This window comes from Polaromonas sp. P2_G11 (assembly GCF_056403595.1).
The window spans coordinates 138,487-163,229 of the sequence record NZ_JBFUFE010000001.1 but is presented as its reverse complement, the minus strand read 5'-3'; the positions used below and the strand labels follow the sequence as shown (position 1 = coordinate 163,229).

General features: G+C 58.2%; 25 protein-coding genes and 1 other RNA gene. 22 read left to right on the top strand and 4 right to left on the bottom strand.

Annotation, left to right across the window (positions count from 1 at the left end; all coding sequences use genetic code 11):
* The first annotated feature begins 40 nt into the window (after positions 1-40).
* The 7 genes from ompA to AC1DWQ_RS00815 all read left to right on the top strand — a co-directional run bounded on the left by ompA (position 41) and on the right by AC1DWQ_RS00815 (position 5,751).
* Positions 41-676 (top strand): outer membrane protein OmpA, encoded by a 636-nt coding sequence (gene ompA / locus AC1DWQ_RS00845; protein WP_477667946.1) that lies wholly within the window; start codon positions 41-43, stop codon positions 674-676.
* A gap of 65 nt (positions 677-741) precedes the next feature.
* Positions 742-1,449, top strand: coding sequence for a bifunctional 2-polyprenyl-6-hydroxyphenol methylase/3-demethylubiquinol 3-O-methyltransferase UbiG (ubiG, locus tag AC1DWQ_RS00840; protein ID WP_477646284.1), 708 nt, complete (start codon positions 742-744; stop codon positions 1,447-1,449).
* Between the two features lie 28 nt (positions 1,450-1,477).
* Positions 1,478-2,143 (top strand): HAD-IA family hydrolase, encoded by a 666-nt coding sequence (locus AC1DWQ_RS00835; protein ID WP_477667945.1) that lies wholly within the window; start codon positions 1,478-1,480, stop codon positions 2,141-2,143.
* 12 nt (positions 2,144-2,155) lie between these two features.
* Positions 2,156-2,542, top strand: a transfer-messenger RNA (tmRNA) gene (ssrA, locus tag AC1DWQ_RS00830).
* Between the two features lie 178 nt (positions 2,543-2,720).
* Positions 2,721-3,959 (top strand): tyrosine-type recombinase/integrase, encoded by a 1,239-nt coding sequence (locus AC1DWQ_RS00825; RefSeq protein WP_477667944.1) that lies wholly within the window; start codon positions 2,721-2,723, stop codon positions 3,957-3,959.
* Positions 3,960-4,438: 479 nt separating this feature from the next.
* Positions 4,439-5,317, top strand: a complete 879-nt coding sequence (locus AC1DWQ_RS00820) for a hypothetical protein (protein WP_477667943.1) — start codon at positions 4,439-4,441, stop codon at positions 5,315-5,317.
* Positions 5,318-5,346: 29 nt separating this feature from the next.
* On the top strand, positions 5,347-5,751 hold the full coding sequence (locus AC1DWQ_RS00815; protein ID WP_477667942.1) for a hypothetical protein: 405 nt from the start codon (positions 5,347-5,349) through the stop codon (positions 5,749-5,751).
* Positions 5,752-5,753: 2 nt separating this feature from the next.
* Here AC1DWQ_RS00815 and AC1DWQ_RS00810 read toward each other — a convergent pair whose 3' ends face one another.
* A complete protein-coding gene (locus tag AC1DWQ_RS00810; RefSeq protein WP_477667941.1) occupies positions 5,754-6,179 on the bottom strand; it encodes a hypothetical protein in 426 nt (141 codons plus the stop codon).
* 99 nt (positions 6,180-6,278) lie between these two features.
* Here AC1DWQ_RS00810 and AC1DWQ_RS00805 point away from each other — a divergent pair, with 99 nt between their 5' ends.
* From AC1DWQ_RS00805 to AC1DWQ_RS00790, 4 genes are read left to right on the top strand one after another with little or no spacing between them, the layout of a single operon-like run.
* Positions 6,279-6,521, top strand: a complete 243-nt coding sequence (locus tag AC1DWQ_RS00805) for a helix-turn-helix domain-containing protein (protein ID WP_477667940.1) — start codon at positions 6,279-6,281, stop codon at positions 6,519-6,521.
* Between the two features lie 26 nt (positions 6,522-6,547).
* Positions 6,548-7,393, top strand: a complete 846-nt coding sequence (locus AC1DWQ_RS00800; RefSeq protein WP_477667939.1) for a DNA adenine methylase — start codon at positions 6,548-6,550, stop codon at positions 7,391-7,393.
* Between the two features lie 25 nt (positions 7,394-7,418).
* Positions 7,419-7,931 carry a hypothetical protein gene (locus AC1DWQ_RS00795; RefSeq protein WP_477667938.1) on the top strand — a complete coding sequence of 171 codons (513 nt, stop codon included), beginning with the start codon at positions 7,419-7,421 and terminating at the stop codon, positions 7,929-7,931.
* A 2-nt stretch (positions 7,932-7,933) separates the two neighbouring features.
* Positions 7,934-9,073, top strand: a complete 1,140-nt coding sequence (locus tag AC1DWQ_RS00790; RefSeq protein ID WP_477667937.1) for a DGQHR domain-containing protein — start codon at positions 7,934-7,936, stop codon at positions 9,071-9,073.
* 300 nt (positions 9,074-9,373) lie between these two features.
* Here the strand turns inward: AC1DWQ_RS00790 and AC1DWQ_RS00785 are convergent, their stop codons facing one another.
* Together AC1DWQ_RS00785 and AC1DWQ_RS00780 are read right to left on the bottom strand one after the other, a co-directional pair.
* On the bottom strand, positions 9,374-10,084 hold the full coding sequence (locus tag AC1DWQ_RS00785) for an alpha/beta hydrolase (protein ID WP_477667936.1): 711 nt from the start codon (positions 10,082-10,084) through the stop codon (positions 9,374-9,376).
* Positions 10,085-10,093: 9 nt separating this feature from the next.
* Positions 10,094-11,734: an AAA family ATPase gene (locus AC1DWQ_RS00780; protein WP_477667935.1), complete on the bottom strand. Its 1,641-nt coding sequence runs from the start codon at positions 11,732-11,734 to the stop codon at positions 10,094-10,096.
* 268 nt (positions 11,735-12,002) lie between these two features.
* Between AC1DWQ_RS00780 and AC1DWQ_RS00775 the strand changes: the two genes are divergently transcribed.
* Complete coding sequence (locus AC1DWQ_RS00775) at positions 12,003-12,749, top strand: pseudouridine synthase (protein ID WP_477667934.1); 747 nt, start codon at positions 12,003-12,005, stop codon at positions 12,747-12,749.
* A gap of 79 nt (positions 12,750-12,828) precedes the next feature.
* Positions 12,829-13,422, top strand: a complete 594-nt coding sequence (locus tag AC1DWQ_RS00770; RefSeq protein WP_457280071.1) for a putative pterin-binding protein — start codon at positions 12,829-12,831, stop codon at positions 13,420-13,422.
* 118 nt (positions 13,423-13,540) lie between these two features.
* On the opposite strand, the gene AC1DWQ_RS00765 is transcribed toward AC1DWQ_RS00770, so the two are convergent.
* Positions 13,541-14,347, bottom strand: a complete 807-nt coding sequence (locus tag AC1DWQ_RS00765) for an alpha/beta fold hydrolase (protein WP_477667933.1) — start codon at positions 14,345-14,347, stop codon at positions 13,541-13,543.
* 141 nt (positions 14,348-14,488) lie between these two features.
* On the opposite strand from AC1DWQ_RS00765, the gene AC1DWQ_RS00760 reads away from it, so the two are divergent.
* The 9 genes from AC1DWQ_RS00760 to ntrC all read left to right on the top strand — a co-directional run bounded on the left by AC1DWQ_RS00760 (position 14,489) and on the right by ntrC (position 24,523).
* Entirely contained in the window at positions 14,489-15,505 is a 1,017-nt protein-coding gene (locus tag AC1DWQ_RS00760; protein WP_477667932.1) for a YVTN family beta-propeller repeat protein, read from the top strand.
* Between the two features lie 142 nt (positions 15,506-15,647).
* Positions 15,648-16,505 carry a polysaccharide deacetylase family protein gene (locus tag AC1DWQ_RS00755; RefSeq protein WP_477667931.1) on the top strand — a complete coding sequence of 286 codons (858 nt, stop codon included), beginning with the start codon at positions 15,648-15,650 and terminating at the stop codon, positions 16,503-16,505.
* 5 nt (positions 16,506-16,510) lie between these two features.
* The gene (locus tag AC1DWQ_RS00750) at positions 16,511-17,467 is read left to right on the top strand and encodes a sterol desaturase family protein (protein WP_477667930.1); all 957 of its coding nucleotides are present in this window, start codon (positions 16,511-16,513) and stop codon (positions 17,465-17,467) included.
* Between the two features lie 156 nt (positions 17,468-17,623).
* A complete protein-coding gene (locus tag AC1DWQ_RS00745; protein ID WP_477667929.1) occupies positions 17,624-18,550 on the top strand; it encodes an EI24 domain-containing protein in 927 nt (308 codons plus the stop codon).
* A 24-nt stretch (positions 18,551-18,574) separates the two neighbouring features.
* A complete protein-coding gene (locus tag AC1DWQ_RS00740; RefSeq protein ID WP_477667928.1) occupies positions 18,575-19,399 on the top strand; it encodes a competence/damage-inducible protein A in 825 nt (274 codons plus the stop codon).
* 227 nt (positions 19,400-19,626) lie between these two features.
* Positions 19,627-21,042: a type I glutamate--ammonia ligase gene (gene glnA / locus AC1DWQ_RS00735; RefSeq protein ID WP_431097519.1), complete on the top strand. Its 1,416-nt coding sequence runs from the start codon at positions 19,627-19,629 to the stop codon at positions 21,040-21,042.
* A 181-nt stretch (positions 21,043-21,223) separates the two neighbouring features.
* Positions 21,224-21,757: a hypothetical protein gene (locus AC1DWQ_RS00730; RefSeq protein WP_477667927.1), complete on the top strand. Its 534-nt coding sequence runs from the start codon at positions 21,224-21,226 to the stop codon at positions 21,755-21,757.
* 41 nt (positions 21,758-21,798) lie between these two features.
* Complete coding sequence (glnL, locus tag AC1DWQ_RS00725; RefSeq protein ID WP_477667926.1) at positions 21,799-22,908, top strand: nitrogen regulation protein NR(II); 1,110 nt, start codon at positions 21,799-21,801, stop codon at positions 22,906-22,908.
* A 94-nt stretch (positions 22,909-23,002) separates the two neighbouring features.
* A complete protein-coding gene (gene ntrC, locus AC1DWQ_RS00720; protein ID WP_477667925.1) occupies positions 23,003-24,523 on the top strand; it encodes a nitrogen regulation protein NR(I) in 1,521 nt (506 codons plus the stop codon).
* The last annotated feature ends 220 nt before the right edge of the window (positions 24,524-24,743 follow it).

The window sequence follows — 24,743 nt, the reverse complement described above, 5'->3', positions numbered from 1 at the left end:
TAATCGCAGCCAGTCTGCGGCTTTTCTCTAGAGGAGAACCATGAAGAAACTCAACAAAGTGGCAATGTTGTTTGCTTCCGCAGCGCTTGTTACCGCCGCTGGTGCACAAACTATCGACAACTGGAAAAACGGTTCCAACGAACTGGTCTGGAAAAACGGTACCAACGAACTGTGCTGGCGTGACGCCAACTGGACGCCTGCTACTGCAGCGCCTGGTTGCGACGGCGCAATTGCCCCTGCGATGGCTCCTGCTGCTCCTCCGGTTGTTGGTCAAACTGCGACGCCTACTCCTACTCCTACCCCGCCTCCTCCTGCCGCGACGAAAGTTACCTACGCTGCTGACGCTTTCTTTGACTTCAACAAGTCAGTGATCAAGCCAGAAGGCAAAGCCAAGCTGGATGACCTGGTCGGCAAGATCAAGGACATCAACCTGGAAGTCATCATTGCCGTGGGTCACACCGACTCCGTGGGTAGCGATGCTTACAACCAGAAGCTGTCGGTTCGCCGTTCGGAAGCCGTCAAGGCATATCTCGTGTCCAAGGGCATCGAGAAAAACCGCGTCTACACTGAAGGCAAGGGCGAGAAACAGCCAGTTGCTGACAACAAGACCGCCGAAGGCCGCGCGAAGAATCGCCGCGTGGAAATCGAAGTGGTTGGCACCCGCGCCAACAAGTAATCCTCTGGGATCGCTTAAAAACCGCGCTACGGCGCGGTTTTTTTATGCCTCAACGATAATGCGTCATGTCTATCAGCGATAACTTCGACCCTGCCGAACTGGCGAAATTCTCGGACCTGGCCCACCGCTGGTGGGACACCGAGAGTGAATTTCGCCCCTTGCACCAGATCAATCCGCTCCGTTTGGGCTGGATTGAGAGCCTGGTTCCGCTCAAAGGGCTGCGTGTGCTCGACGTCGGCTGCGGCGGCGGCATTTTGGCCGACTCGATGGCACGCCGCGGCGCCGATGTCCTGGGCATTGATCTGGCGACCAAAGCGCTGAAAGTCGCCCAGCTTCACGCACTGGAGGCCCAGACCGAAGGTGTCCAATACCGTGAAATTAGCGCCGAAGCGCTGGCCGCCGAGCAGCCTGGCCGTTTTGATGTCGTCACCTGCATGGAAATGCTGGAGCACGTGCCCGACCCGTCTTCCATCGTCAAGGCCTGTGCCGCGCTGGTCAAGCCTGGCGGGTATGTGTTTTTTTCGACCATCAATCGCAATGCCAAGGCCTTTCTGTTTGCCATCGTTGGGGCGGAATACGTACTGAATATGCTGCCACGCGGCACCCACGAGTACGCCAAACTGATCAAACCCAGTGAGCTGGCCGGGTACTGCCGCGCCTCCGGTCTTTCGCTTGAGCAAACCCGGGGCATGGAATACAACCCCCTGACACGTCACTATTGGCTCAGTGCTGACACCAGCGTGAATTACCTGCTGGCCACGCAAAAGAGCTGAGTTTCGCTTTTACCTATATTCCCGCTACATGTTCCAAGACACCGATGCCGTGCTGTTCGACCTCGACGGCACCCTGATTGACAGTGCCCCTGATCTGGGCGCTGCGGCCGACAAAATGCGCACCGACCGTGGCCTGGAATCGCTGCCCCTTGCGCTTTACCGTCCCCTGGCCGGAGCGGGTGCGCGCGGCATGATTGCCGTGGCCTTTGGGTTGACGCCGGAAGACGCCGGCTTTGGTGAGCTCCGGGAGGAGTTTTTCAGCAACTACGAATCGCGCATGACCGAAAACACCTCCGTATTTGAGGGTGTGGTGGATCTGATCGCCCGCATCGACCAGATGGGCCTCAAATGGGGCGTGGTGACCAACAAGTCCGCCCGCTTCACCATTCCGCTGACCAAGGCCATGCCTTTGTTCAATACAGCGAAAACCATCATCAGTGGCGACACCACGCCGCATGCCAAACCCCATCCGGCTCCCTTGCTGGAAGCGGCACGCCAGCTCGAGCTTGCCCCCGGGCGCTGCATTTATGTCGGCGATGACGAGCGCGACATCCTCGCAGGACGGGCTGCGGGCATGCCCACGGTGGCCGCGGCCTACGGCTACCTCGGCAAAACCGCCGATACCGGGGACTGGAAAGCCGATGCCACCATCGCCGCGCCCGGCGCCCTCTTGAATTTGCTGCGAATGGCGTAAACTAGGCCTCCTGGGGCTGCATTGGTTTCGACGTGGGTTCGGACGCGGTGTGGTGCATGTCGAGCTGAGTGTGCTCGTAAAACAGATTCAAACAAACTAACTGCAAACGACGAACGTTTCGCACTCGCTGCTTAATTGCCAGTGAGCTTTACAACAGCAGGCCGATGGGCTGGGCAAGGGGTGTTTAGCGCAAGTTAAACGCTCCCGGCTGTAAAGATAATTTCATCGGCTGGCTCCGGGCTGGGTACCTTAACCCGGGGCAAGAAAATAGGGTGCTGGCGTCCTGTGTAGCGTGCGACTGCGCGACACAGGTGGCGAGACTCAAATCAGACCGCTAAACATGTAGATCTGCCCGAACAAGGCTTGCGGACGGGGGTTCAAATCCCCCCAGCTCCACCATTTGCTAATCTAAAGCCATCCGTTGGTATCCACCGGGTGGCTTTTTTCATTGGGCGACTTGTTTTAAGTTATCCAAAGGCATAAAGTCCGATCCCGACTGCAACGGGGGTATGAGTCGGGGTACGACCTCTGGTTTTCAGGGGAGCCAAGCTCTCGTACCCCCATCTGAGGCGATTTCATGCTGAATGACATTAAGTGCAAAAACGCTACCTGCCCACAGGACCGCAAATACGTGCGCGTAGCCGATTCGGGTGGGCTATACCTGCAGGTCAGTCCGGCGGGATCGAAACGATGGATGTGGAAGTACCGCTTTAATAGCCAAGAGAAGCTGATGGCGCTTGGCAGTTACCCCGAGACAAGCCTCGCGGCTGCTAGGAGCGCTAGGGACCGTGAAAAGCTGTTGAAGGCTACCGGCGTGGATCCCATGGCGGCTCGCAAGCTGCAAAAGCTGACCGGCTCCGGCGCTGTAGGCGATACCTTCAAGGCCGTGGCGCTGGAATGGATGGCGAAGCAGATCCCCCAATGGAGCGACGGTCACGCCGCGACGTCCTTGCGTCGATTGGAGCGGGAAGTCTTCCCGTGGTTGGGTGATCGCTCGATGAGTTCGGTTACGCCTCCTGAGCTGCTTGCTGTGGTTCGAAAAGTGGAGGCGCGCAGTGCATTCGAAACGGCTGACCGATGCTTGATGCTGGCGGGTCAGATCTGGCGATATGGCGTATCTACCGGCCGGGTTGACCGGGACATATCGGTGGGCCTCAAGAGCGCGCTGACGCCATACCGTGGCAAGCACTTCGCTGCGATTACGGACCCAGACGCATTGGCTCCATTGCTGCGTTCAATCGATGCTTACAAGGGCGGGCGGGTCGTTCGTGCTGCGTTGAAACTGGCCCCTATGCTTTTTCAGCGTCCCGGGGAGCTACGTGCAGCGGCTTGGAGCGAGATCAATTTAGATGAAGGGATGTGGACAATACCCGCCGCTCGTATGAAGCGCGAGAAGGACGGAAAAGAAAACGGGGATCCGCACCTTGTCCCCTTGCCCAAGCAAGCAGTTGAGATATTGCGTGAGCTTCACGTTTGGACGGGACATGGGGCGTTAGTTTTTCCGGGCGAACGAAATCATGAGAAACCCATTTCGGAGAACTCTGTTCGAACCGCACTGATCGCGTTGGGATACACCTCCGAAATCCAGACGTGGCATGGATTCAGAGCTACAGCGCGGACGATGCTGGCTGAGCGGCTCGAATGCGATCTTCAGGTGATTGAGGCGCAGCTCGCGCACGCGGTGAAGGATGCGAACGGTCGCGCCTATAACCGGACCCAGTATGTAAAACAGCGAAGCCAAATGATGCAGCAATGGGCCGATTATTTGGATGGACTAAAACGCGGGGCCAAAATAATTTCGCTAAAAGCTGCGTAAAGTTGCGCTTGTATTTGTCCGGATATAGAATCGCAGCCGGAAGCAAATACGACAGCGATTCGCCGCTGGGCTGTCTGTATCTGACCTCTCCAAAATACGCAAAGGACCTGTAGTTCATCAGGCAATGGCTTAGCGCCGTTGGTTTGCATTAGATCGAGCCGTTTGGCTTTCTAGTGTTACCAGCGGCGTTTTCAATTGACCCATGGAAATCTATGTCCAGCATCGTATTGCCAGCAAAAAAAGACTACCGCGCTCGCGGCCACGTCGCGCCTAAACCTCCCTCAATTGATATTACGCAACCGGGAAGACTTCGCACTGCGAATGTATTAGCTCTGTGTGCGATATCCCACAGCACCCTATATGCCCGCCTGAATGCGGGCACCTTTCCGAAGCCTGATGGACAAGATGGTGGGCGTAATTTCTGGCGCACCGAAACCATTCTTTCCTATTTGTCATAGTTCTAGTGCGATGGACTGCACATGGCAACCGTCATAAGACTGGCCGTCCAGCAGGGGCCACTTAAGAAATCACTACATCTCAAACTCGTTGCGCCTCGGCAGCAATCAAAAATAGAGAGTTCCTTCCCAACTTCTGAACCTCCTAATAGGAAAGCTCTGGAAGATGGAAAGGAACTAATAGAAAAGCATCTCAATGGACACTTGAAAAAAATCGCTCTTACAAAAGAGCTGCAGTGTTTGTGGGGGCGCGCGATTCTTGAGTGGAGTCGAAGTTCGTTCGAGAACATGCACTCACGTTGTAAGCGTGAAAACTATGCTGAGGTATCGCCGGAGTTTTCTACGTTCTACAAATTTCTGTTTTATGTTGGGCCGAGAACTTCTCAAGAGCTCTCAATTGATCGCATAGACAACTCTAAGGGATACGCACCGGACAACTGTCAGTGGGCCACAAAAAAGGAACAAGCTGGCAATCGCCGAAATACGATCTATCTGACCCACGACGGGGATACCAAACCTCTAACCCGTTGGGCGGAGCTTACGGGGGTGGCGGTCCGCGAACTGCGCGCACGCCGCGATAAAGGGCTAAGCGATAGCGAGGTAATTACGGGAGAAACTCTCGTCGTTTTACCGGGCACCTCAAAGTGGCCTCCGCAGAGTTGGAAGGCGTATGAGGCTACTGTTCAGGCCTGCAGAAGATGGAGTAGAGCTGACCGCGAAAAGCTGGCGAACACCATTCTGGCTAGGCTTCGAGGCATTGATGAAATGATGGACTTCGACTGCATACGCGATGAAGCAATGCGGGAACAAAGAAAGGAGCTCGTTGACGCAGAACTGCGATGGAGCGAAGAGTACGGTCGCCTTGAAGGTTTACTCCGGCAGGTTAGGGCTATCCGAAGCTAGAGCAATGACGTTCCACAGAAAGACACAGAATGCCACATCAAAATAATGATCTAAGTCCRAAGCAAAGACTGGCGGTGCAATTAATTGCACAGGGACTCTCGCGCAAGCAGGTATCTATGAAGCTTTCAATAGACCCCGGAACCCTGTCTAGATGGCGAAGAATTTCGAGCTTTCAACAGGAATTAGAGAAAGCGTTGGCTCAAGGGGAAAGAGATGTCATGGACACATTTCGTGCGTCAAGAATTGCAGCATTTGACCGTTTGTCGAGTCTCGTCGCCTCATCAAATCAGTCGGTTGCTCTTAAGGCAATCGGATTAATTGTGTCGAAAAATCCGATGAAACTGCCTGAGAATGACGCCCCAGACTTCCTTGCTCAGAAAGAGAAATCCCATTGGGACAAGATTCTTCAAGAGATATTGGACGCTGGCGGCTAACCTCATTTGCTGCGAACGCAGGTGCCCTTAGATTCTGCCTCTTGGACAATGGCGGTACTCTCCATCCATCCGCTTCCCCGGGCTCTCGCATAGGCGTAGAGATCTGTGCAGTCGATTCGGTCTGATGAGGACCTGCTTCCCTTTGCTCGCGCTTCCTTTTCTGAGGCTTCAATGCTGGCTTTTCGATCCAGCTCACGCTTTGCTGCTAATGCCGCTGCCCGCTCTCTTTCGGCAGTCCACTCGGTTTTTTCCTCTTTTGCGCCAGCAATCGCACCGCAGGCGACTTCCTGATAGACCACTGTCCCGTTGGCAAGCGAGCAACGAAAAACCTGTGCGACAGCTTCGCTGGGCGCGTTCAATGCAAGCCAGCAAGTCGAACTCAGCAGAACGCGACTCGCTCTACGCATACCTAAAAGTGCTTTGACCATTACGAACTCCATTGGTTAAGACTTCATTCTGCCGCATATATTAGGAAGACTAAAGGGCGTGTAGACCCGATCCTTGCCCAATTTATTGGGTAAGATGCTTTGGAACTAGAAGAAGCTTTCGGTCAGGTGATTCGCCAACTGCGGCAAAAAAAAGGTTGGTCGCAGGAGCAACTGGGATTCGAGGCCGGTGTTGACCGAAATTACATCTCCCTCATTGAGCTTGGTAAAAATTCACCAAGCCTAAATGTCATGAATAAACTAGGCTCTGCATTAGGCATAGCTGCTTCGGCGGTGTTGCTTGAGGCAGAAGCTCGATTGAAAAAGAGACTCCGCGCCGAATAGGTGGGGTTCCCCTTGCATCACAGTGCATGGGAAATATTAAAAAGAATGCGGCAAATATGAGTGGAGTGAGGCCATTTTTAAAATGGGCGGGAGGGAAGTACAAGCTTGCGGAAAAAATCTCAGAGCACTTCGGTGCAATTGGAGCTGGAACTTACTACGAGCCTTTTCTTGGAGGGGCTTCTGTATTTTTCAACCTGAAACCCCATGCCGCAGTGCTGAGCGACGAAAACGCTGCCTTGATAGGTGCTTATCGGTGCGTAAAAGCGTATCCGAGGGCTGTACACAAGAAGCTTGCAATCTTGGGCAATGAACATGACTCAGCCCACTACTATTCCGTCAGAGATCAGTTTAATGAAGCAACCGGGACCGCTATAGAGCAGGCGGCGAGATTTATTTACTTGAACAAGGCGGGGTTTAATGGGATTTATCGCGTGAATCGACAGGGCCATTACAACGTTCCTGAAGGAAAGCGAAAAACTCTTGCTTTGCCATCATTAGAAAACCTGCTCAATGTGTCTGAGCGACTTGCTGATGCAGTCTTAATCAATGCGGACTTTGAATTAGTAGCAGGACACGCAGAAAAAGGGGATTTTGTTTACCTTGATCCACCGTATCCGGCGTTGAATGACACCTCGTTTTTCAATCACTACACGGCGGACAGATTTTCCGGCGATGAGCAATCAAGAGTTGCACGCGTAGCCCGAGATTTGCACTCAAAGGGGTGCCGGGTAGTTGTGTCAAATGCTGATACGCCCGAAGTTCGCGAGTTGTACCGGGGTTGGGAGATCATCAGCATCGAACTTCGCCGATGGATTACAGCGGCCAAAGCTAAACACTTTGTGCGTGAGATCATTGTGTTGTCCCCTCGATAAAAATTGAATTTGGGAGTTCAGTGATATGCAAAGTCCTGCTTGGTTAAACCGTGCGTCCGTTGGGGACGGTTGTCTTTGGCTGTTTATTCAGGTAGGCGTAGGGCTTTTGCCTTTATGGGGTTTGGCCGCAATCTTTTTCCTTGTAGGCAGAAAATATGAGATGTACGACCTGCTGAAAAATGGCGAGTTCGTTTTATATGCGGCGTCCTTTGTTACCGGTGGGTTGTATTCGGTTAGGCACGATATTTTTCCTTTCAGAAAATCAATTCAGGTGGTGCTTGTCATCATTGTGGTGCTCGCGACAGTCGTATTTGCCTCGATTTCGGTTGTCAATATCGGGGAAAAACCGAGTTGGCTTCGGATTGACCAGACCGCTCTAACAACAATCAGCTATGGAGTGTTTGCAGTCTCTACCCTTCTCTGTTTTGGTATTGCTATTGCTGAGGCGGGCAATGCGGGTTTCAACATTCCTGAAAAGCTCCGAAAAGACCGGAAAGCTCTTGAGACGGGATTGGACAAACTGCTGAGCGGAGGTTAAAGATGAGCACCGTAAAAATAAATGCTTTGTCGGTCAAACAACCCATCGGCAGTTTTTATATTGGCGTGATCGAAGCCCGTCAACTGTATGCAATTTCTTACGCAGATATTAGGCGCAAAGAAGGACGAGACATTGAGCGATACATAGGTACGCAACGAGATTTGTCAGAGGGTCGAGTAGCCGAGATAAAGCGGTACGTAACTACTGTTGATGCCTGTTTCCCAACCGGCGTGATTCTGGCTATTGACGGGACGCACGCCTCGGTGGAAGCGGAAAGCGAAGGCAGGGCCACGATTACCGTGTCGAGTGATGATGGGAAAGTAGCGAAAATTATCGATGGGCAACACCGGATTGCTGGATTTGCAGATTACGAAGGGGAGCCTTTCTTCCTAAATGTCACCATATTTGTAGATATGGAGCTGGAGGATCAAGCGATGGTGTTCGCGACCATCAATCTAAAGCAGACGAAGGTAACAAAGTCTTTGGCCTATGACCTGTATGACTTTGCAGTCGCTCGAAGCCCACAGAAAACTTCTCACAACATTGCGAAAATAATGAATTTCAAGAGCAAGAGCCCTCTTGAAGGTTTTATAAAAATTTTGGGCAAATCGGGTGAAAGTGCTTCTGAGTCGATAACTCAGTCAGCGTTTGTTGATCGTTTGCTAAAACTCATATCGCGTGATCCTGATAGCGACAAAGACCTCCTTAAAAGAGGCAAAAGCCCTTCCAAGGCCGTGAAAGTAGACAGGAAGAAACTCATCTTCAGAAACTTATTTTTGGCCAATGACGATGCGCGGATCGCGTACGTGCTGTGGGAGTATTTTCTCGCTGTACATCTTCGCTGGCCGGGAGCGTTGGCAGATAGAAGAAAGGGAATGATTTTGGGCCGAGGCACTGGCTTTGCAGCCCTGATGCGACTACTTCCGGAGGTGATGGCACGTATTACAGAAAGGCCGCTTGATGAGGACACCTCTAGCATCCATCATGAGGAGATTAAAGCTCTGCTTGATCTTATCCAGCTGGAATCTGAGCAATTCAACTCTCAGACGTACTTGCCGGGTTCTACGGGCGAAGGCGAATTGCTACGCGACATGCTTGGCTACATAGAGGCTAAGCCAGAGAAATGGCCGCGCTATTACTGATCACTAGTCGATCACTGCTTACGTGAGCTCGACGCAATCAGCCTTTGCTAATTGCCGTCTCTGAAAGGGATTCTGGTTTTAGGAACATCAGTCTCTCCTCGGTAGTCAGAACTCATGACGGGGGTATAGACAGGGGTAGATTCGCGGCGCTGTTACAACAAATGCGCCTGTTTACGGGGGTTTCAACGCATCTTTCAATTGACCCCAGCCATAACGACCAAGGCCGCTTGCTGAATTTCAGCAAGCGGCCTTTTTCATGGCCTGGCGCACATTCGCGGCACAGGGTATGCCGACGGCTTTTCATTTGGGCGTCAGCGGCCCCAAAAAAAACTCCATCGCCAGCGCCACCACAGGAGGCTCAATCCGGTGCGGGCCATTGAAGTCCACCGTGGTGACGTCATAACCCGCAGCTTTGAGCTTTTCCGCGTGGGGGTGTGCGCTGGTCTCTATCGGCAATTGCGCGTCTTGCAGACCATGCGCGATGAAGATGCGGGGCGTGCCTTCTTGTGTGAAAACCGACATGAAACCGCCTGAGAAAACAATCACATGGCTGGCGATGTCGCCATTGGTGACGCCTGACGAGAGTGCGTAACTTCCGCCGTCGGAAAACCCGGCGAAAGCCAGATGGGTCGGGTCTATCGCAAACCTTGAAGCGACTTCCGCCAGGGCCTTGTCCAACCGTTCCAGGTCAGGGCCGTTGCCGCCTATGACGATGTCCCAGGTCGGAAACTGCGACTGCGGCAGCAACAGCAAGAACCCCCGCTGCTGTACATGCTCGATGAGGAAGGGCAGCACCTTGTCGGCGCTGCCGCCTGCGCCGTGGAACATCACCAGCAGAGGCGCAGGCGCATCGGGCCTCAGGCCGTCGGGCACGATCAGTACGGCGTCGCGCTCTTCGGCAATGCCCAGGTTGTACCGGCCCGCAGGCAAGGGGTTTTGATGGGGCCGTGGGCCGGGGCGAAATGAAAGCCGTCCCAACAGCGCGCCACCCAGAAGCGACATGTCCAGCATGGTTAGTCTTTAAGGTGTCTGACCGATGCAGCGAAAAGCCGCGCACTGCGCAAACGCGTCTTCGCTTAGCGGCTCGCTTTTGCCCTTGCAGAACTTCGAAGTCAACTTGAGCAACTCCTTGATATCGCGCCCGCTGGCGGCGGCGTAGGTCACGGTCAGCTTGGCGACCAACTCGTCGGGCAACTCGGCGTTGAACTGCTGCCCCAGCGACTTCCACAGTTGCGCGGCCTTCTCTTTCGTCGGCGTCTCGAACTGGATGATGGCAATGCAGCGCGACAAAATGGCATCGTCAATATCGGCCACGCGATTGGTCGTCATGAAGAGCAGGCCGTTGAAGTACTCGAGCGTGCGCAAAAACTCGGCCACGATGGCGTTGTGCTGCAGGTCGTTGTCGCGTCGGCGGATGTAGACATCGGCCTCGTCCAGCAGCAACACCGAATCCCAGCGGGCCGCACGCTGCAAAATCTTCGACAGATTGGCTTCAACCGAGCCGGCCGTCACGCCGAGCTGGCCTGAATGCACGCGGTACAGCGGCTTGCCCACCACCTCGGCGTACACCTCGGCCGTCAGCGTTTTGCCCAGGCCCGGTGCGCCCTTGCACAAGATGGTGGTGCCGCCAGATTTGCCCTCGACGATGTCTTCCATCAGGAAGTTGCGGTCGGCCGTGAGGATGTCGATCAGGTCGCGGTGCGCCTGCGGCAGCACCAGCTTGTCGCGCAGCTGCGGCTTGTAGCGGTACTCACGCACGTTCTGCACATGCACCCACAGATTGCGATGCCAATCCAGGTGAAAGAGATGCAGGTAGCAGTGCAGCGGCACCCGCTCAAAGCCCTCGGCGATGCCGCTTTTGCGCCAGAAGGTCGCGTCGGCCGTGGTGTCGAACTGCCGCTCCAGCAACTCCTCGTCGTTCACGCAGCGCGCGTTGGTGCCGGCCTGCAGCCGCCGGCATTCCAGTTGCGGCCGGGGGCTGTCGTCCGACATCCAGGCCGCGCCCGAGATGGTGAACTGCGCGCCGAACTTCGGCTGCAATTGCATGAAGCGTTTGGCGTGCGCTTCGTATTCGGCCTTGAACTCGGCACATTCCTTGTAGAAACCGTCGCCGGTCATCAGTTCGGGGATGGTGTGGTTCTCGATGTCGTCAGCATAAAAACTGATGCCGTAGGTCATACCGGTGCGCCGCATGCGCGGGTCGGTGATGGGCTCGCGCCCAGCGGCCTGCACGGTGTTGGCCAGAAGGCCGATGACCACGTAGGCCGAGCCGTCGGTGGGCTGCACATAGCGCATCGAATGCACCAACCAGGGCAGCAGCACGCCGTCTTTGCCGCGTTTGTAAAGCCAGCCATCGATCATGTCGCGCGATAGCCAGGCGATCAGGCCCGGAATCAGCTGCTCCAGGCTCGGGATCTTGCGCGCAGCCGGCGCGGCGTGGATGTTGTCCAGCGCCAGCATTTGAAACATCAACTCGCGCTCGTTGGCCGCCCGGCACAGGCCGTACAGCGTATTCAGCGTGGTGAGGTCAAAAAGGCGGCTGGGTACCACGCGTTTGCCGCGCGACATGCCGTGCTCGCTCAGGCGCCGGGCCAGCGGCGACTCCGCGTTGATCATCCCCAGCAAGGTGTTGGCCAGGGATTCCGGTATTTCAAATTCCATGAGTCTCTTTCGCCGTCTCTCTGCCGTTGTCTGTTTTTTGACCGTTTTCCGAAAAAGATCATAGGACGCCGGCCCCTGGAATCGCTTGACCGCAGTCAACAGGCAGGGCGATCTGGCTTGACTTGGGGAGGCCATGGCTGAAAACGCGCGCACAGCTGGCCGGTGTGGCTCGAAACGGCCAAAGTGGCAATTCTGGCCATTCGGCCTGCGGTTTCCCCGGCTGCCTGCCCGTCGCTGCCTCCCGGCGACAATAGGTCCCATGGCAAGCATGCAACTTCAAGAAATTCTCTTCTCTCAGGGCTTTGGCACGCGGCGCGTGTGCGCGGGGCTGGTTCAACAGGGTTTTGTGGCTGTAGCGGGCGTCCCTTGTGCGGAACCAGCTATGGAATTTATAGCAGAGGGGCTGCACTTTACGGTGCAGGGCGTGGCCTGGGAGTACCACGAGAAAGCCTACCTGATGCTGCACAAACCGGCGGGCTACGAATGCTCGCAAAAGCCCAGCACCTACCCCAGCATCTACACCCTGCTACCGGCGCCGATCCGTCAGCGCGGCGGTGGCGCAGCGGCCGGCGTGCAGGCGGTGGGCCGGCTGGACCAGGACACGACCGGCCTCTTGCTGCTGTCGGACGACGGCAAGTTCATCCACCGCATGAGCTCGCCCAAGCACCATGTGCCCAAGGTTTATGAGGTGAGGGCCAAGCACCCGGTCGACGACAAGCAGGTCGCCAGGCTGCTGGCCGGCGTGGTGCTGGACGACGACCCCAAGCCCGTTCGTGCGGCAAGCTGCGAAAAGACCGGCGAGAACCAGCTCAGCCTGACGCTTACCGAAGGCAAATACCACCAGGTCAAGCGCATGATTGCCGCGGTGGGCAACCGGGTCGAGGACGTGGGTGGCCTGCACCGTTCACGCATTGGTTCGCTGGATTTGCCGCCTGACCTGAAACCCGGCGAATGGCGTTGGCTCACGGCGCAGGACATGGCCAGCATTTCAGCGCCTTCGGTCAAAACCCCCTGAAACCGGTAAAAAACCTGATCCAGACGCGGCGGCAAGCGGTTACGCTGCCAGCTTCGCAAAAAGCAAACCCGGAGGAAACATGAACCCACGTCGTCAATTCCTGAATGCCGCCGCAATCGGTGCCGTGGCCGCACCGTCGCTGGCCTTGGCGCAACACGCGCCCAAGGCGTCGCGAGGCCCGATCCTGTTGACCGTCAGCGGGCTGATCGGTGGGGGCAACCGCGGCGCCTTCGACCCGGTGCTCGACCAGATGATGGGCAAGCAGAAAATCCAGTTCGACAAGGCCCATGTCTTTGACTTTGCCGCACTCACGGCGCTGCCGGCCGTCACCATCAAGCCGACGCTGGAATACGACAGCAAGCCGCACACCCTGAAAGGCCCCTTGCTGGCCGATGTCATGAAAGCTGCCGGCGTGAAGTTGACCGACAAGACGACGCTTTTCCTGCGCGCCGTGGACGGCTACGCAGCCCAGGTCACCGCCACCGAGGCTGGCAAATACCGCTTCATCGTTGCCACCCATCTGGACGGCCAACCCATGGCGCTGGGCGGGCTGGGACCGCTTTGGGCGGTGTATGACGCGGACCGCTTTCCCGACATGGCTGCCAAGCCGCTGCCGGCGCGCTTTGCCTGGTGTCCCTGGGCGACGTACCACATCGAAGTCAAAGAGGCTTGAGCAGCACCTGCGTCGCGTTGAAATGACGGTTCAGGCCTTGTTTTTAAATGAAATCGGCCTGTAAACCAATAGGGACGAGCGCAAGCAGCTATGAAAAACGTAGCGACTACCAAACGGCTCAATCGATGTCTTTGAGAAAGTCAGCGATCGCTTCAACCGTTTTTTCAGGCTGATCGCGCTGGGGTGAGTGCCCGCAGGCGGCCAGTCTCAGTTGCCGGGCATGGGGTGCTGCCAGTGCAATCTCGTCCAGCTGCCGCATGCTGCCGTACTCATCCTCAAGCCCCTGGATGAGCAGCAGCGGGGCCGCAATGCGCGCGCAGTCCGGCCGGATGTCAAAGCTGCGAAAGGCCGGCGACAGCCAGACATCGTTCCATTGCCAGAAAGCGACGTCCACATCAGCGTGGTAACGAGCCAGGCGCTCGCGCAGGCCGCCAGACTCGAATGCAGCAGTCGCTTGGGCGATCGCCTGCACCGCGATGTCTTCGACCAGCACGTGTGGCGCCATCGCGATGCAGGCCGAAACCGGATGGCGGCTGGCGTGGAGCAGGGCGATGCTTGCGCCGTCGGAATGGCCGAGCAACACGGGGTTTTCAACCCGCAGCATACCCAGCAGCGCGGGCAACACCTCCCAGGCCTCGCGGTGCATGTAGTCGGGCAGCAGGCGGCCGGTGCATTGGCCGTTCTGCTCTGCCGGTTCGCCGCGTACGTTTGGTACGGGCTCTGACTGCCCGTAGCCGCGTCGCGAATACACAATACCCGCCCGTCCGGTTGCCGTGCACACCGCCTGGGGCCAGTCCAGGCCGCGCTGCGTCCAGAGGCTGACCGAGCCCAGGCCTTCATGCAGGAAAACCACCGGAGCGAGGTCGACGCGCCCGGCGATGTGCCTGACCTCCAGGCGCGCGCCGTTGATCTCCATCAAATTCATCGTTGCATCGTAAAGGATGTAAACGATTGGGCGAATCTGGCGTTGGGAAAAGGGGCCGCAGAGGACTTTTGGGCACCTTTACGCATTTGCCATCGCTGACGCCCGGTACACTAGCCGGTTGCACGTAGAAAGACCGTTTTTGTGAATGTTTTCGTCCGTTTTGCCGCCGCCTGGCTGCTTGCCCTTGCCGGTTTGGCATGCTCCACCGCCTTTGCCCAGACGGCCGCCGCTGGTGCCGCACTTTCGGGAATCACAACGCCTGTTTTTGTGCTGAACTCGCTCGAAGACAGTGTCAGCGTGATCAACCCGGCCACCTGGACGGAAACCAGACGCATTGCCACCGGCAAGCAGCCGCATCACCTGTACCTCACGCCCGATGAAAAGTCGGTGATTGTTGCCAACGCGCTGTCGGACTCGCTCACCTTCATCGACCCGAAAACCGCTGAAGTGCAGCGCACGGTGCGCGGCATCATCGACCCCTACCAATTGCGCTTTTCTCCCGACATGAAATGGTTTGTCACGGCCGCCAACCGCCTCAACCACATCGACATCTACAAGTGGGACGGCAAGGACATCACGCTGGCCAGGCGCGTGGCCACCGGCCGGACACCGAGCCATCTGTGGATAGACACCAAAAGCACCACGGTTTATTCGACCATGCAGGACAGTGACGAGCTGATCGCCATCGACCTGCCCAGCCAGTCCATCAAGTGGCGCGTCAAGACCGGATCCATACCGGCCGACGTGTATGGCACAGCCGACGACAAGCACCTGCTGGTGGGCCTGACCGGCGGCGACGCCGTCGAGGTGTATGACGTGAGCGGAGCGCAACCGCAGCGCACCAAGGTCATCAAGACCGGTGCCGGAGCGCACGCGTTCCGCGCCTTCGGCGACAAACGCCATGTGCTGGTCAGCAACCGCGTGGCCAACAGCATCAGCAAGATCGACCTGCAGACCCTGGAAGTGGTAGACAACTACCCCGCGCCGGGCGGCCCTGACTGTATCGACGTGAGCCGCGACGGCAAGCAGATACTGGTCACATCGCGCTGGGCACGCAAGCTCACGGTGATCGACGTGGCAAGCCACAAGATCGTCCGGCAGGTCAATGTTGGAAAGAGCCCCCATGGCGTCTGGACGCTTGACCACGCCGCTAGATAGGCCCCCACGCTCCCCCACTTCGTGTGGGTCGCTGCCCCCCGGGGGGGCCGCTGCGCCTGCGGCCCGGCGAAGCCGGTTCCGCGGCCCCGGCTTGCTTGAAAAGTCCCCGCCGACCGCCGCTACGGCTGGTCTGTTGCAGACGATGCTTGCTATCGTTTTTGTAGCTGCTTGCGCTCATCCTGTATGGGCTACAGGCAAAAACAATGCACAAAAATCCGCACAAAACGCGCCGCAGCCGGCCGAAGCGGCCTGCAAACCCGTTTACCTGACGCTGGACACTGGCCACATGGCTGTTGCGCCGCTGATGGCTGACGTGCTGAACAGGCACAAGGTCAAGGTCACCTTTTTTGCCGCCAATGAGCGCACGCAAACCGGCGATGGCAGCCTGGGCACACAGTGGGCTGGCTGGTGGAAGGCGCGGGCGGGTGAAGGCCACGAATTTGCCTCGCACACCTGGGACCACGTTTACTGGCGGGGCGATGTACCCGGCGCACCCGATACACCGGTGCAGTTCAGGATGCGGCCTTCTGCGGGCCCGCAGGAAGGCAAGGACTTCACCTGGACGGCGAAGCAGTACTGCGAAGAAATCGGCAAGTCCAGCAAGCGCCTCGAAGAAATCACCGGAAAAAAAACACTGCCGCTCTTTCGCGCGCCGGGCGGCAAGACTTCGCCCGCGCTGCTGGCAGCGGCCAAGTCCTGCGGCTTTGAGCATGTGGGCTGGTCGCCCGCCGGTTTCCTGGGTGATGAGCTCGCCAGCGAGAGGTTCGGCAATGATTTCCTGCTGAAGAAGGCGCTGCGCGACATCCGCTCCGGCGACATCCTGCTGGCCCACCTGGGCATCTGGTCGCGCAAGGACCCCTGGGCGCCTGCCGTGCTGGAGCCGCTCATCACCGGCCTGCAGTCGCGGGGCTTTTGCTTCAAGACCCTGGCTGAACATCCCCAGTACAAAGACTGGATTGCGTCGCAGGCCACGCCGGCACCTGCCAGGCCTTCAAAATAAGCCACATGGACTGGTTCAGCGATCTCTTTTCAATGGCGCAGCAGTGGCTGTTTGAGTCCGCCGTGCAGCCGGCCATGTTTGCGCTGGGCATGGGCAACCTGCTGGAAGACGGCTACGACGCCACTGCCTGGTTCATGGTGGGCGTGATCCAGGTGCTGATCTTGCTGGCCATCGTCGGCCCGCTGCAGCGCTGGCGGCCGGTAGAGCCCGTGCTGGACCGGGCCACCATACGCACCGATGTGCTCTACACCCTGATCCACCGGCTGGGCCTGTTTCGCATCGCGCTGTTTTTCACGCTGGACCCGTGGTTTGACGAGGCGTTTGGCGCGCTGCGCACGGCCGGCTACGGCACTTTTCATTTAGACCAGCTCTGGCCGGGTGTGACGGACAACGCCCTCGTCAGCTTCGCGATTTACCTCGTGGTGTTTGACTTTGTGGCGTACTGGACGCATCGCGGCCAGCACCAGATCGAGTGGTGGTGGCGCCTGCATTCGCTGCACCATGCGCAGCGGCAGATGACGATGTGGAGCGACAACCGCAACCACCTGCTGGACGACATCCTGGTCGACTCCATCGTCGTGCTGGTGGCCCAGCTCATCGGCGTGGCGCCGGGGCAGTTCATCGCCATCGTGGCCTTTACCCAGCTCAGCGAAAGCTTTCAGCATGCCAATGTGCGGATGTGGTTCGGGCAGGTGGGCGAGCGCCTGTGGATCAGCCCGCGCTTTCACCGCTTGCACCACAGCATCGGCATTGGCCACGAAAGCCATGGCCCCAAAACGCTGGGGGGCCACAACTTCGGCGTGCTGCTCCCTTGGTGGGACATGCTGTTCCGCACGGTCAATTTTGAGCAGCGCTATGACCCGACGGGCATTCGCGACCAGGTCGAAGCCAACCGCGACTACGGCAAAGGTTTCTGGTCGCAGCAATGGATGGGCCTCAAGCGCTTGTTTGGCCGGGCCTGAAGCATGAGCCCCCACGCTTTTCACTTCGTGTAATGCGCTGCCCCCCCGAGGGGGCCGCCCGCCTGCGGTCTGGCAAAGCCGGTCCCGCGGCTCATGCTGGGTTGAAGACATCCGCCGTGTTTTCGGTAGCCATGGGGCTGCGTTATCCTGTCGGTCATGAGCAAACTCCTAGACGCCTTCTGGCGCGCCGCGATGTATTGCCTGCACCCGCGGGTCATTGCGTTGTCCGTCCTGCCGCTGATCATCATGGTGGTGATCTCGCTCGGCCTGGGATTTTTTTTCTGGAACGATGCCGTGGAAGCTATCCGGTCGCAGATCGGAAGCTATGAGCTTGTCGGCACGCTGGTGCGCTGGCTTGAGGGCCTCGGCCTGAGCGACCTGCGCACGGTGCTGGCTCCGGCGTTGTTGCTGTTCCTGGCGATCCCCGTGATTGTGATCGTGGCGTTGCTCTTCGTGGCACTGCTCATGACACCGGCCATGGTGGCCCTGGTGGCTGAACGGCGCTTTCCCCAGATGGAGCGCAAACGGGGCGGTTCACTGTTCACCAGTTTGTTCTGGTCGCTGGGCTCGACCTTGCTGGCCGTGGTGGCGCTGGTCGTTTCGATTCCGCTTTGGCTGATTCCCCCGCTGATCCTGGTGTTGCCCCCGCTGATCTGGGGCTGGCTGACTTACCGCGTCATGTCTTATGACGCCATGGTGGACCACGCCAGCAGTGAAGAGCGGCGCCAGATATTCAAGGAACATCGCCTGCCGCTGCTGGCGATCGGTGTGTTCAGCGGCTACCTGGGCGCGGCACCCAGCCTGCTGTGGGCCTCGGGCGCGATGTTTGTAGCCATGGCGCCCATCCTGGTGCCGGTGGCCATCTGGATCTACACCCTGGTGTTTGCGTTTTCCTCGCTCTGGTTTGCGCACTACACGCTGTCGGCCCTGGAACAACTTCGCAAGAAAAATAATGCCCTGGCGCCCGACCCGCTTGCGCAAGCAGCTATTGAATCGATAGCAAATGAGCTGGCCCCCGATGCCCTCCCCGGGCCGGCGCCCAGCTTCGGTTCGCTGGGCGGCAAGCCCGAATCACAACCCTGAACCCATTACCTGGCAAGCCTGAACATGACCCCACAATTCGGCCTCATCATCGTCGGCGACGAAATCCTTTCCGGCAAACGAGCCGACAAACACCTGCCGAAAGCCATCGAACTGCTGGGTGCGCGCGGCTTGCAGCTGGCCTATGCCGACTACGTCGGCGACGATCCGGCGCGTATCACGGCCACGCTGGCACGCGCGTTCGCAGCGGCGCATGAGAACGGCGACGTGGTGTTCTCCTGCGGCGGTATAGGGGCCACACCTGACGACCACACCCGGCAGTGCGCCGCCAGAGCGTTGGGCGTTGACCTTGCGCTGCATCCCACGGCCAAAACACTGATCCTCGAACGCATGGCGGATGTGGCGAAAGAGCAGGGGACACCCTACGAGCCTGACCGCGACGACAACATCCACCGCCTGAACATGGGCGTGTTTCCGGTCGGCGCGGAGATTATTCCGAATCCGTACAACAAGATTCCGGGCTTTACCTGCCGGGCGGGGCAGGGGGCGGTTCACTTCGTTCCCGGCTTCCCGGTGATGGCCTGGCCGATGATTGAATGGGTGCTCGACAACCAGTACGCCCACCTGCACCAAAAATCGCCTTACACCGAGAAGTCGGTGATCATTTTTGGGTCCATGGAGGCCATGCTCACGCCCCTGATGCTCGATATTGAAGCGGCCCATGCGGGAGTGAAAGTGTTTAGCCTGCCCAGCGTGGATCACCCGGAATATGGCCGCCATATTGAACTGGGCGTCAAAGGCGCGCCCGAGGCGGTCAATTTGGCCTATCCGGCCATGCTGGCCGGGCTGCACAAATTTGACCTGAAGTTTGGCCCTGAGTTGGTGCGTTGATTTTTTGCACCAATCTTGTGCGCCCATGTTAATGCACGATCATGGTGCATTCGTTGTCGGCCGGTGTTTTTTGCATTTTCAGCCTGCCAAAGGCTGGAACTGAAGCCAGATCACGGCACAATCCGGGGCTTGGCGGGAAACTGAAGCGCCAATGTCTGTGGCACAAAAAGTGCATTCGACAGCCCGAATAGATTTTTCAACCACCCATCCAGCAACAGGAGATTTTGATGGCAAAGACCGTCGCAGACGTCATGAAAATGGTCAAGGAAAACGAGGTCAAGTTTGTTGACTTCCGTTTTACCGATACCCGGGGCAAAGAACAGCACGTGACCGTGCCCGTGTCCCACTTTGACGAAGACAAATTCACGTCGGGCCATGCATTCGACGGCTCCTCAATTGCCGGCTGGAAGGGCATTGAAGCCTCCGACATGCAACTGATGCCTGACCCAAAGACGGCCAACATCGATCCGTTCTTTGAAGAAACCACTCTGTTCATGAGCTGTGACGTGCTCGAGCCCGCCGACGGCAAGGCCTATGACCGCGACCCGCGCTCCATCGCGCAGCGCGCAGAGGCTTACCTCAAGGCTTCCGGCCTGGGCGACACCGCTTACTTCGGCCCTGAGCCAGAGTTCTTCATCTTTGACGACGTGCGCTGGAACACTGACATGTCGGGCACCTTCTTCAAGATCGAAGAATACGAAGCACCCTGGAACTCCGGCGCCAAGCTCGAAGGCGGCAATCGCGGCCACCGTCCTACCGTCAAGGGCGGCTACTTTCCCGTGCCTCCTGTCGACAGCACGCAAGACATGCGCGCCGAGATGGCCCTGATCCTCGAATCGCTGGGCATCCCCGTCGAAGTGTTCCACCACGAAGTGGCCGGCGCCGGCCAGAACGAAATCGGTACCCGTTTCAGCACGCTGGTTCAGCGCGCCGACTGGACCCAGGTCCTGAAATACGTCGTGCAGAACGTGGCCAACGCCTACGGCAAAACCGCCACCTTCATGCCCAAGCCTGTTGTCGGCGACAACGGCTCCGGCATGCACGTTCACCAGTCCATCTGGAAAGACGGCAAAAACCTGTTTGCCGGTGACGGCTATGCAGGCCTGTCTGATTTCGCCCTGTACTACATCGGCGGCATCATCAAGCACGCACGTGCCCTGAACGCCATCACCAACCCAGGCACCAACAGCTACAAGCGTCTGGTTCCTGGCTATGAGGCGCCGGTCAAGCTGGCTTACTCGGCTAAAAATCGTTCGGCATCGATCCGCATTCCTTACGTTGCCAATCCAAAGGGCCGCCGTATCGAAGCGCGTTTCCCCGATCCACTGATGAACCCTTACCTGGGCTTCTCGGCCCTGATGATGGCCGGCCTGGACGGCGTGGAAAACAAGATCCACCCAGGCGAAGCCGCCACCAAGGATCTGTACCATCTGCCACCCGAGGAAGATGCAAAAGTGCCAACCGTTTGCCACAGCCTGGACCAGGCGCTGGACGCGCTTGACGTGGGCCGCAGCTTCCTGACCAAGGGCGGTGTGTTCACCGACAGCATGATTGACGCCTACATTGAACTGAAGATGGGTGAAGTGACCCGCCTGCGCCAGGCGACCCACCCCATCGAATTCGAGATGTACTACTCCCTGTAATCAGGGGGGCGAAAGCCCAACCGCTTACTGTTTATTTACACAGTTTGTGGTCAAAAAAGGACGGCAGATGCCGTCCTTTTTTATTGCCCCGGCCGGTTGTGGGTTTGCTGGCTTTGTATTTCGGCGCCTTTGCCGCATACTGATAGACCGTCCTCGCCCTTATTGGGCATCGGGAGTACCTATGAAACACACCTTATTGCTTTCTACCTTGTCGTTGCTGCTGGCTGGCGCGGGGAATGCTGCATGGGCGCAGCAGGTATACCGCTGTGCAGGAGTCGGGGGTGCGGCCCCTGAATACATCAACAACACAAAAGACGCCCAAACCCGGAGCTGCAAACTGTTGTCCGGCGGCAATGTGACGGTGATGCAGAGCACGCCGGTGCCCAAAGCCGCGGTTCGCGTGGCTGCGGCCGCAGGCTCTAGCGGCCCGCGCACCGATGGCAGCCCCGAACAGCGGGCCCGCGACAACGATTCGCGCGCCATCCTTGAGGCCGAACTGAAAAAGGCCGAAGCCAAGCTGGCCGAGCAGCAAAAAGAATTCAACAACGGCGAACCTGAGAAACAGGGCATTGAAGGCCGTAACTACCAGCGTTACCTGGACCGCGTGGCCGAGCTCAAGGACAGCATCACCCGTAACCAGAGTGATATTGCCGGCCTGAAGCGCGAAATTTCCCGCCTGCCTGGCCCCCCGCCTGCTGCGCTCGTCGCCAATTAAACCAGCGCGGCAAGTCCCAGTAAGCCGGCTTCTGGAGGAAAATGGACGGCTTGAACAAGCCCTCCATCCGCGTCGCTTTATCGTCCGTCCCGGTCAAAGGACTTCCCCCGCGCTTTCAGGCGTTTGACCTGCTGGCCACGCTGGTGGCAGTGGTGCGTACCAACGGCACCGTGGTGTTTGCCAATGCCGCGCTGGAAGATGCGCTGGGCACCTCGCGGCGGACCATTGAAGGCTCACAGCTCCCCGATTGCTTTACCGAGCCGCTCATTTTGCAAAATGCGCTGGAGGGTGCGGGCAGCAATGAATTTGCCGCCCTGCGTTACGACGCGTGGCTCAGGCGCCTGAACCACGAACCGCTGCCCGTGCATGTGGTGGTGGCGCAAACCGACACCCCGGGTGAGGCGATTGTGGAGCTGCTGCCGCTGGAGCAGCAAGCCAAGCAGGAGCGCGAAGAACGCCTGATCGACCAGGCGCAGGCCAATAAGGAGTTGATCCGCAACCTGGCCCACGAGATCAAAAACCCGCTGGGCGGTATTCGCGGCGCTGCGCAATTGCTGCAGATGGAAATCGGCAAGGACCTGACCGAATACACCCAGGTCATCATCCATGAGGCAGACCGGCTGCAGACGCTGGTAGACCGTTTGCTGGCCCCGCACCGCCGCCCGCATCTGGTGGGCGATGTCAATATTCACGAAGTGTGTGAGCGCGTCCGCTCCTTGATCCTGGCGGAGTTCCCAAAAGGTTTGAGGGTTACGCGCGACTACGACATCTCGATTCCTGATTTCCGCGGAGACCGCGAACAGCTCATTCAGGCGGTGCTGAACATCGCACACAACGCCGCGCAGGCTTTGGCGGAACGGGTCGCGGCGGGCAATGCGCACATCACTTTCAGGACAAGAATCGCCAGGCAGGTAACTTTTGGCAAGCAGCGCTATCGCTTGGCATTGGAATTGCATGTTATCGACAATGGACCGGGTGTGCCGGACTCCATCAAAGACCGCATTTTCTATCCGCTGGTATCCGGGCGGGAAGGTGGTTCGGGGCTGGGGCTGACATTGGCGCAAACCTTTGTCCAGCAACACCACGGTTTGATTGAGTGCGACAGTGTGCCGGGCCGTACAGATTTCAAGCTGCTGATACCGCTGCCTTGAAATGTGTTCTCAGCCATGATTGATACATAACGCGATCGTGCAGAGGGTTCCAGAAAGCCCTGCATTGAAAGCACGAAAAAAGGGACTGCACTACATGAAACCGATCTGGATCGTTGATGATGACCAGTCCATCCGGTTTGTTCTGGAAAAGGCCCTGCTCCGCGAGGACCTTCCTACGCGCAGTTTCACCAATCCCCGCGAAGTTCTCGCCGCACTGGAAAGCGCGACGGAGGATGAAGGGCCGCAAATTCTTGTGAGCGACATACGCATGCCGGGCGGCTCTGGTCTGGATCTGCTCGAAAAGGTCAAGGAAAAGCTCCCCGGCCTGCCAGTCATCATCATGACCGCGTTCTCCGACCTTGACAGCGCGGTGTCCGCCTTCCAGGGCGGCGCCTTTGAATACCTGCCCAAGCCGTTTGACCTGCCAAAGGCGGTAGAACTCATTCGCCGCGCAGTGGAAGAAAGCCAGCGCGAAGAGGTGGCTGAAGAGCGCATGGCCTCCGCGCCCGAAATGCTTGGCCAGGCGCCGGCCATGCAGGACGTTTTCCGCGCCATCGGACGGCTGAGCCAGAGCATGGTGACTGTGATGATCACCGGTGAGTCCGGTTCAGGCAAGGAATTGGTGGCGCGTGCGCTGCACAAGCATTCGCCCCGCGCCAACGGGCCCTTTGTGGCCATTAATACCGCGGCCATCCCCAAGGATTTGTTGGAGAGCGAACTGTTCGGCCATGAGCGCGGCGCGTTCACCGGCGCGCAGACCATGCGGCGCGGCCGCTTTGAACAAGCTGAGGGCGGTACGCTCTTCCTCGATGAAATCGGCGACATGCCGTTTGACTTGCAGACGCGCCTTTTGCGTGTGCTGAGCGACGGCCATTTCTACCGCGTCGGCGGGCACAACGCCGTCAAGGCCAACGTGCGTGTGATCGCCGCTACCCACCAGGACCTGGAGCAGCGCGTCAAGGAAGGCGGCTTCCGCGAGGATTTGTTCCACCGCCTCAACGTGATCCGCCTGCGCCTGCCCGCACTGCGCGAGCGGCGCGAGGATGTCTTCATGCTGACACGCCACTTCCTGCAGCAAAGCGCCAAGCAGCTCGGTGTGGAGCCCAAGCGGATTTCCGACACGGCGCTGCAGCAGCTCAGCAACTTTGGTTTCCCCGGCAATGTGCGCCAGCTTGAAAACATTTGCCACTGGCTCACCGTTATGGCACCGGCGCAGGTGATTGAGCCCAAGGATCTTCCACCCGAAGTGCTGGGCATTGTTCCCGAATCGGGCAGAAACCCGGTTTTTGCCGAGAAGGCTGGGGTGGCCAAAGTGGAGTGGTCGGCAGGCGCCGCGGAGAAAATTCCTGCCAGCCATGGGGCTGAAGCGGCCGTACCGGTTCCGCCGGTCTCTGGCCCTGAACAGAGCTGGGAAAGTGGTCTTGAAGCAGAAGCTCTGGCGTTGCTGGCGACCGGTCGCAGCGACGTGTGGGATGTGCTGACCCGGCGTTTTGAATCCAAGCTGATCCAGACCGCACTGGTCAATACACGCGGGCGCCGCATTGAGGCGGCTCAAAAGTTGGGCATAGGCCGCAACACTATCACGCGCAAGATTCAGGAACTCAATCTGGAGTAGATGGAGCCCCCACGCTCCCCCACTGCGTGTGGGTCGCTGCCCCCCGAGGGGGCCGCCCGCCTGTGGCCCGGCAAAGCCGGTTCCACGGCTCATGCTGGCTTGAAGAGTTCAGTGGCGTGACCAGCGGGGATTTTCACCAGCGGAGGCCGCGGGACTGGCTTTGCCAGACCGCTGGCCTCGCCCCCTGAAAGGGGGGAACGGGCTACACGCAGTGAGCCTG

Bases quoted from the DNA above. Each gene is read 5' to 3' on its own strand.
- AC1DWQ_RS00785 (WP_477667936.1), bottom strand. From the start codon at position 10,084: ATGCTGGACATGTCGCTTCTGGGTGGCGCGCTGTTGGGACGGCTTTCA.
- AC1DWQ_RS00765 (WP_477667933.1), bottom strand. From the start codon at position 14,347: ATGAATTTGATGGAGATCAACGGCGCGCGCCTGGAGGTCAGGCACATC.
- AC1DWQ_RS00770 (WP_457280071.1), top strand. From the start codon at position 12,829: ATGAACCCACGTCGTCAATTCCTGAATGCCGCCGCAATCGGTGCCGTG.
- ubiG (WP_477646284.1), top strand. From the start codon at position 742: ATGTCTATCAGCGATAACTTCGACCCTGCCGAACTGGCGAAATTCTCG.
- glnL (WP_477667926.1), top strand. From the start codon at position 21,799: ATGGACGGCTTGAACAAGCCCTCCATCCGCGTCGCTTTATCGTCCGTC.
- ntrC (WP_477667925.1), top strand. From the start codon at position 23,003: ATGAAACCGATCTGGATCGTTGATGATGACCAGTCCATCCGGTTTGTT.
- AC1DWQ_RS00755 (WP_477667931.1), top strand. From the start codon at position 15,648: ATGCTTGCTATCGTTTTTGTAGCTGCTTGCGCTCATCCTGTATGGGCT.
- AC1DWQ_RS00775 (WP_477667934.1), top strand. From the start codon at position 12,003: ATGCAACTTCAAGAAATTCTCTTCTCTCAGGGCTTTGGCACGCGGCGC.
- glnA (WP_431097519.1), top strand. From the start codon at position 19,627: ATGGCAAAGACCGTCGCAGACGTCATGAAAATGGTCAAGGAAAACGAG.
- AC1DWQ_RS00825 (WP_477667944.1), top strand. From the start codon at position 2,721: ATGCTGAATGACATTAAGTGCAAAAACGCTACCTGCCCACAGGACCGC.
- AC1DWQ_RS00810 (WP_477667941.1), bottom strand. From the start codon at position 6,179: ATGGTCAAAGCACTTTTAGGTATGCGTAGAGCGAGTCGCGTTCTGCTG.
- AC1DWQ_RS00750 (WP_477667930.1), top strand. From the start codon at position 16,511: ATGGACTGGTTCAGCGATCTCTTTTCAATGGCGCAGCAGTGGCTGTTT.
- AC1DWQ_RS00790 (WP_477667937.1), top strand. From the start codon at position 7,934: ATGAGCACCGTAAAAATAAATGCTTTGTCGGTCAAACAACCCATCGGC.
- AC1DWQ_RS00820 (WP_477667943.1), top strand. From the start codon at position 4,439: ATGGCAACCGTCATAAGACTGGCCGTCCAGCAGGGGCCACTTAAGAAA.
- AC1DWQ_RS00745 (WP_477667929.1), top strand. From the start codon at position 17,624: ATGAGCAAACTCCTAGACGCCTTCTGGCGCGCCGCGATGTATTGCCTG.
- ompA (WP_477667946.1), top strand. From the start codon at position 41: ATGAAGAAACTCAACAAAGTGGCAATGTTGTTTGCTTCCGCAGCGCTT.
- AC1DWQ_RS00780 (WP_477667935.1), bottom strand. From the start codon at position 11,734: ATGGAATTTGAAATACCGGAATCCCTGGCCAACACCTTGCTGGGGATG.
- AC1DWQ_RS00835 (WP_477667945.1), top strand. From the start codon at position 1,478: ATGTTCCAAGACACCGATGCCGTGCTGTTCGACCTCGACGGCACCCTG.
- AC1DWQ_RS00730 (WP_477667927.1), top strand. From the start codon at position 21,224: ATGAAACACACCTTATTGCTTTCTACCTTGTCGTTGCTGCTGGCTGGC.
- AC1DWQ_RS00800 (WP_477667939.1), top strand. From the start codon at position 6,548: ATGGGAAATATTAAAAAGAATGCGGCAAATATGAGTGGAGTGAGGCCA.
- AC1DWQ_RS00795 (WP_477667938.1), top strand. From the start codon at position 7,419: ATGCAAAGTCCTGCTTGGTTAAACCGTGCGTCCGTTGGGGACGGTTGT.
- AC1DWQ_RS00740 (WP_477667928.1), top strand. From the start codon at position 18,575: ATGACCCCACAATTCGGCCTCATCATCGTCGGCGACGAAATCCTTTCC.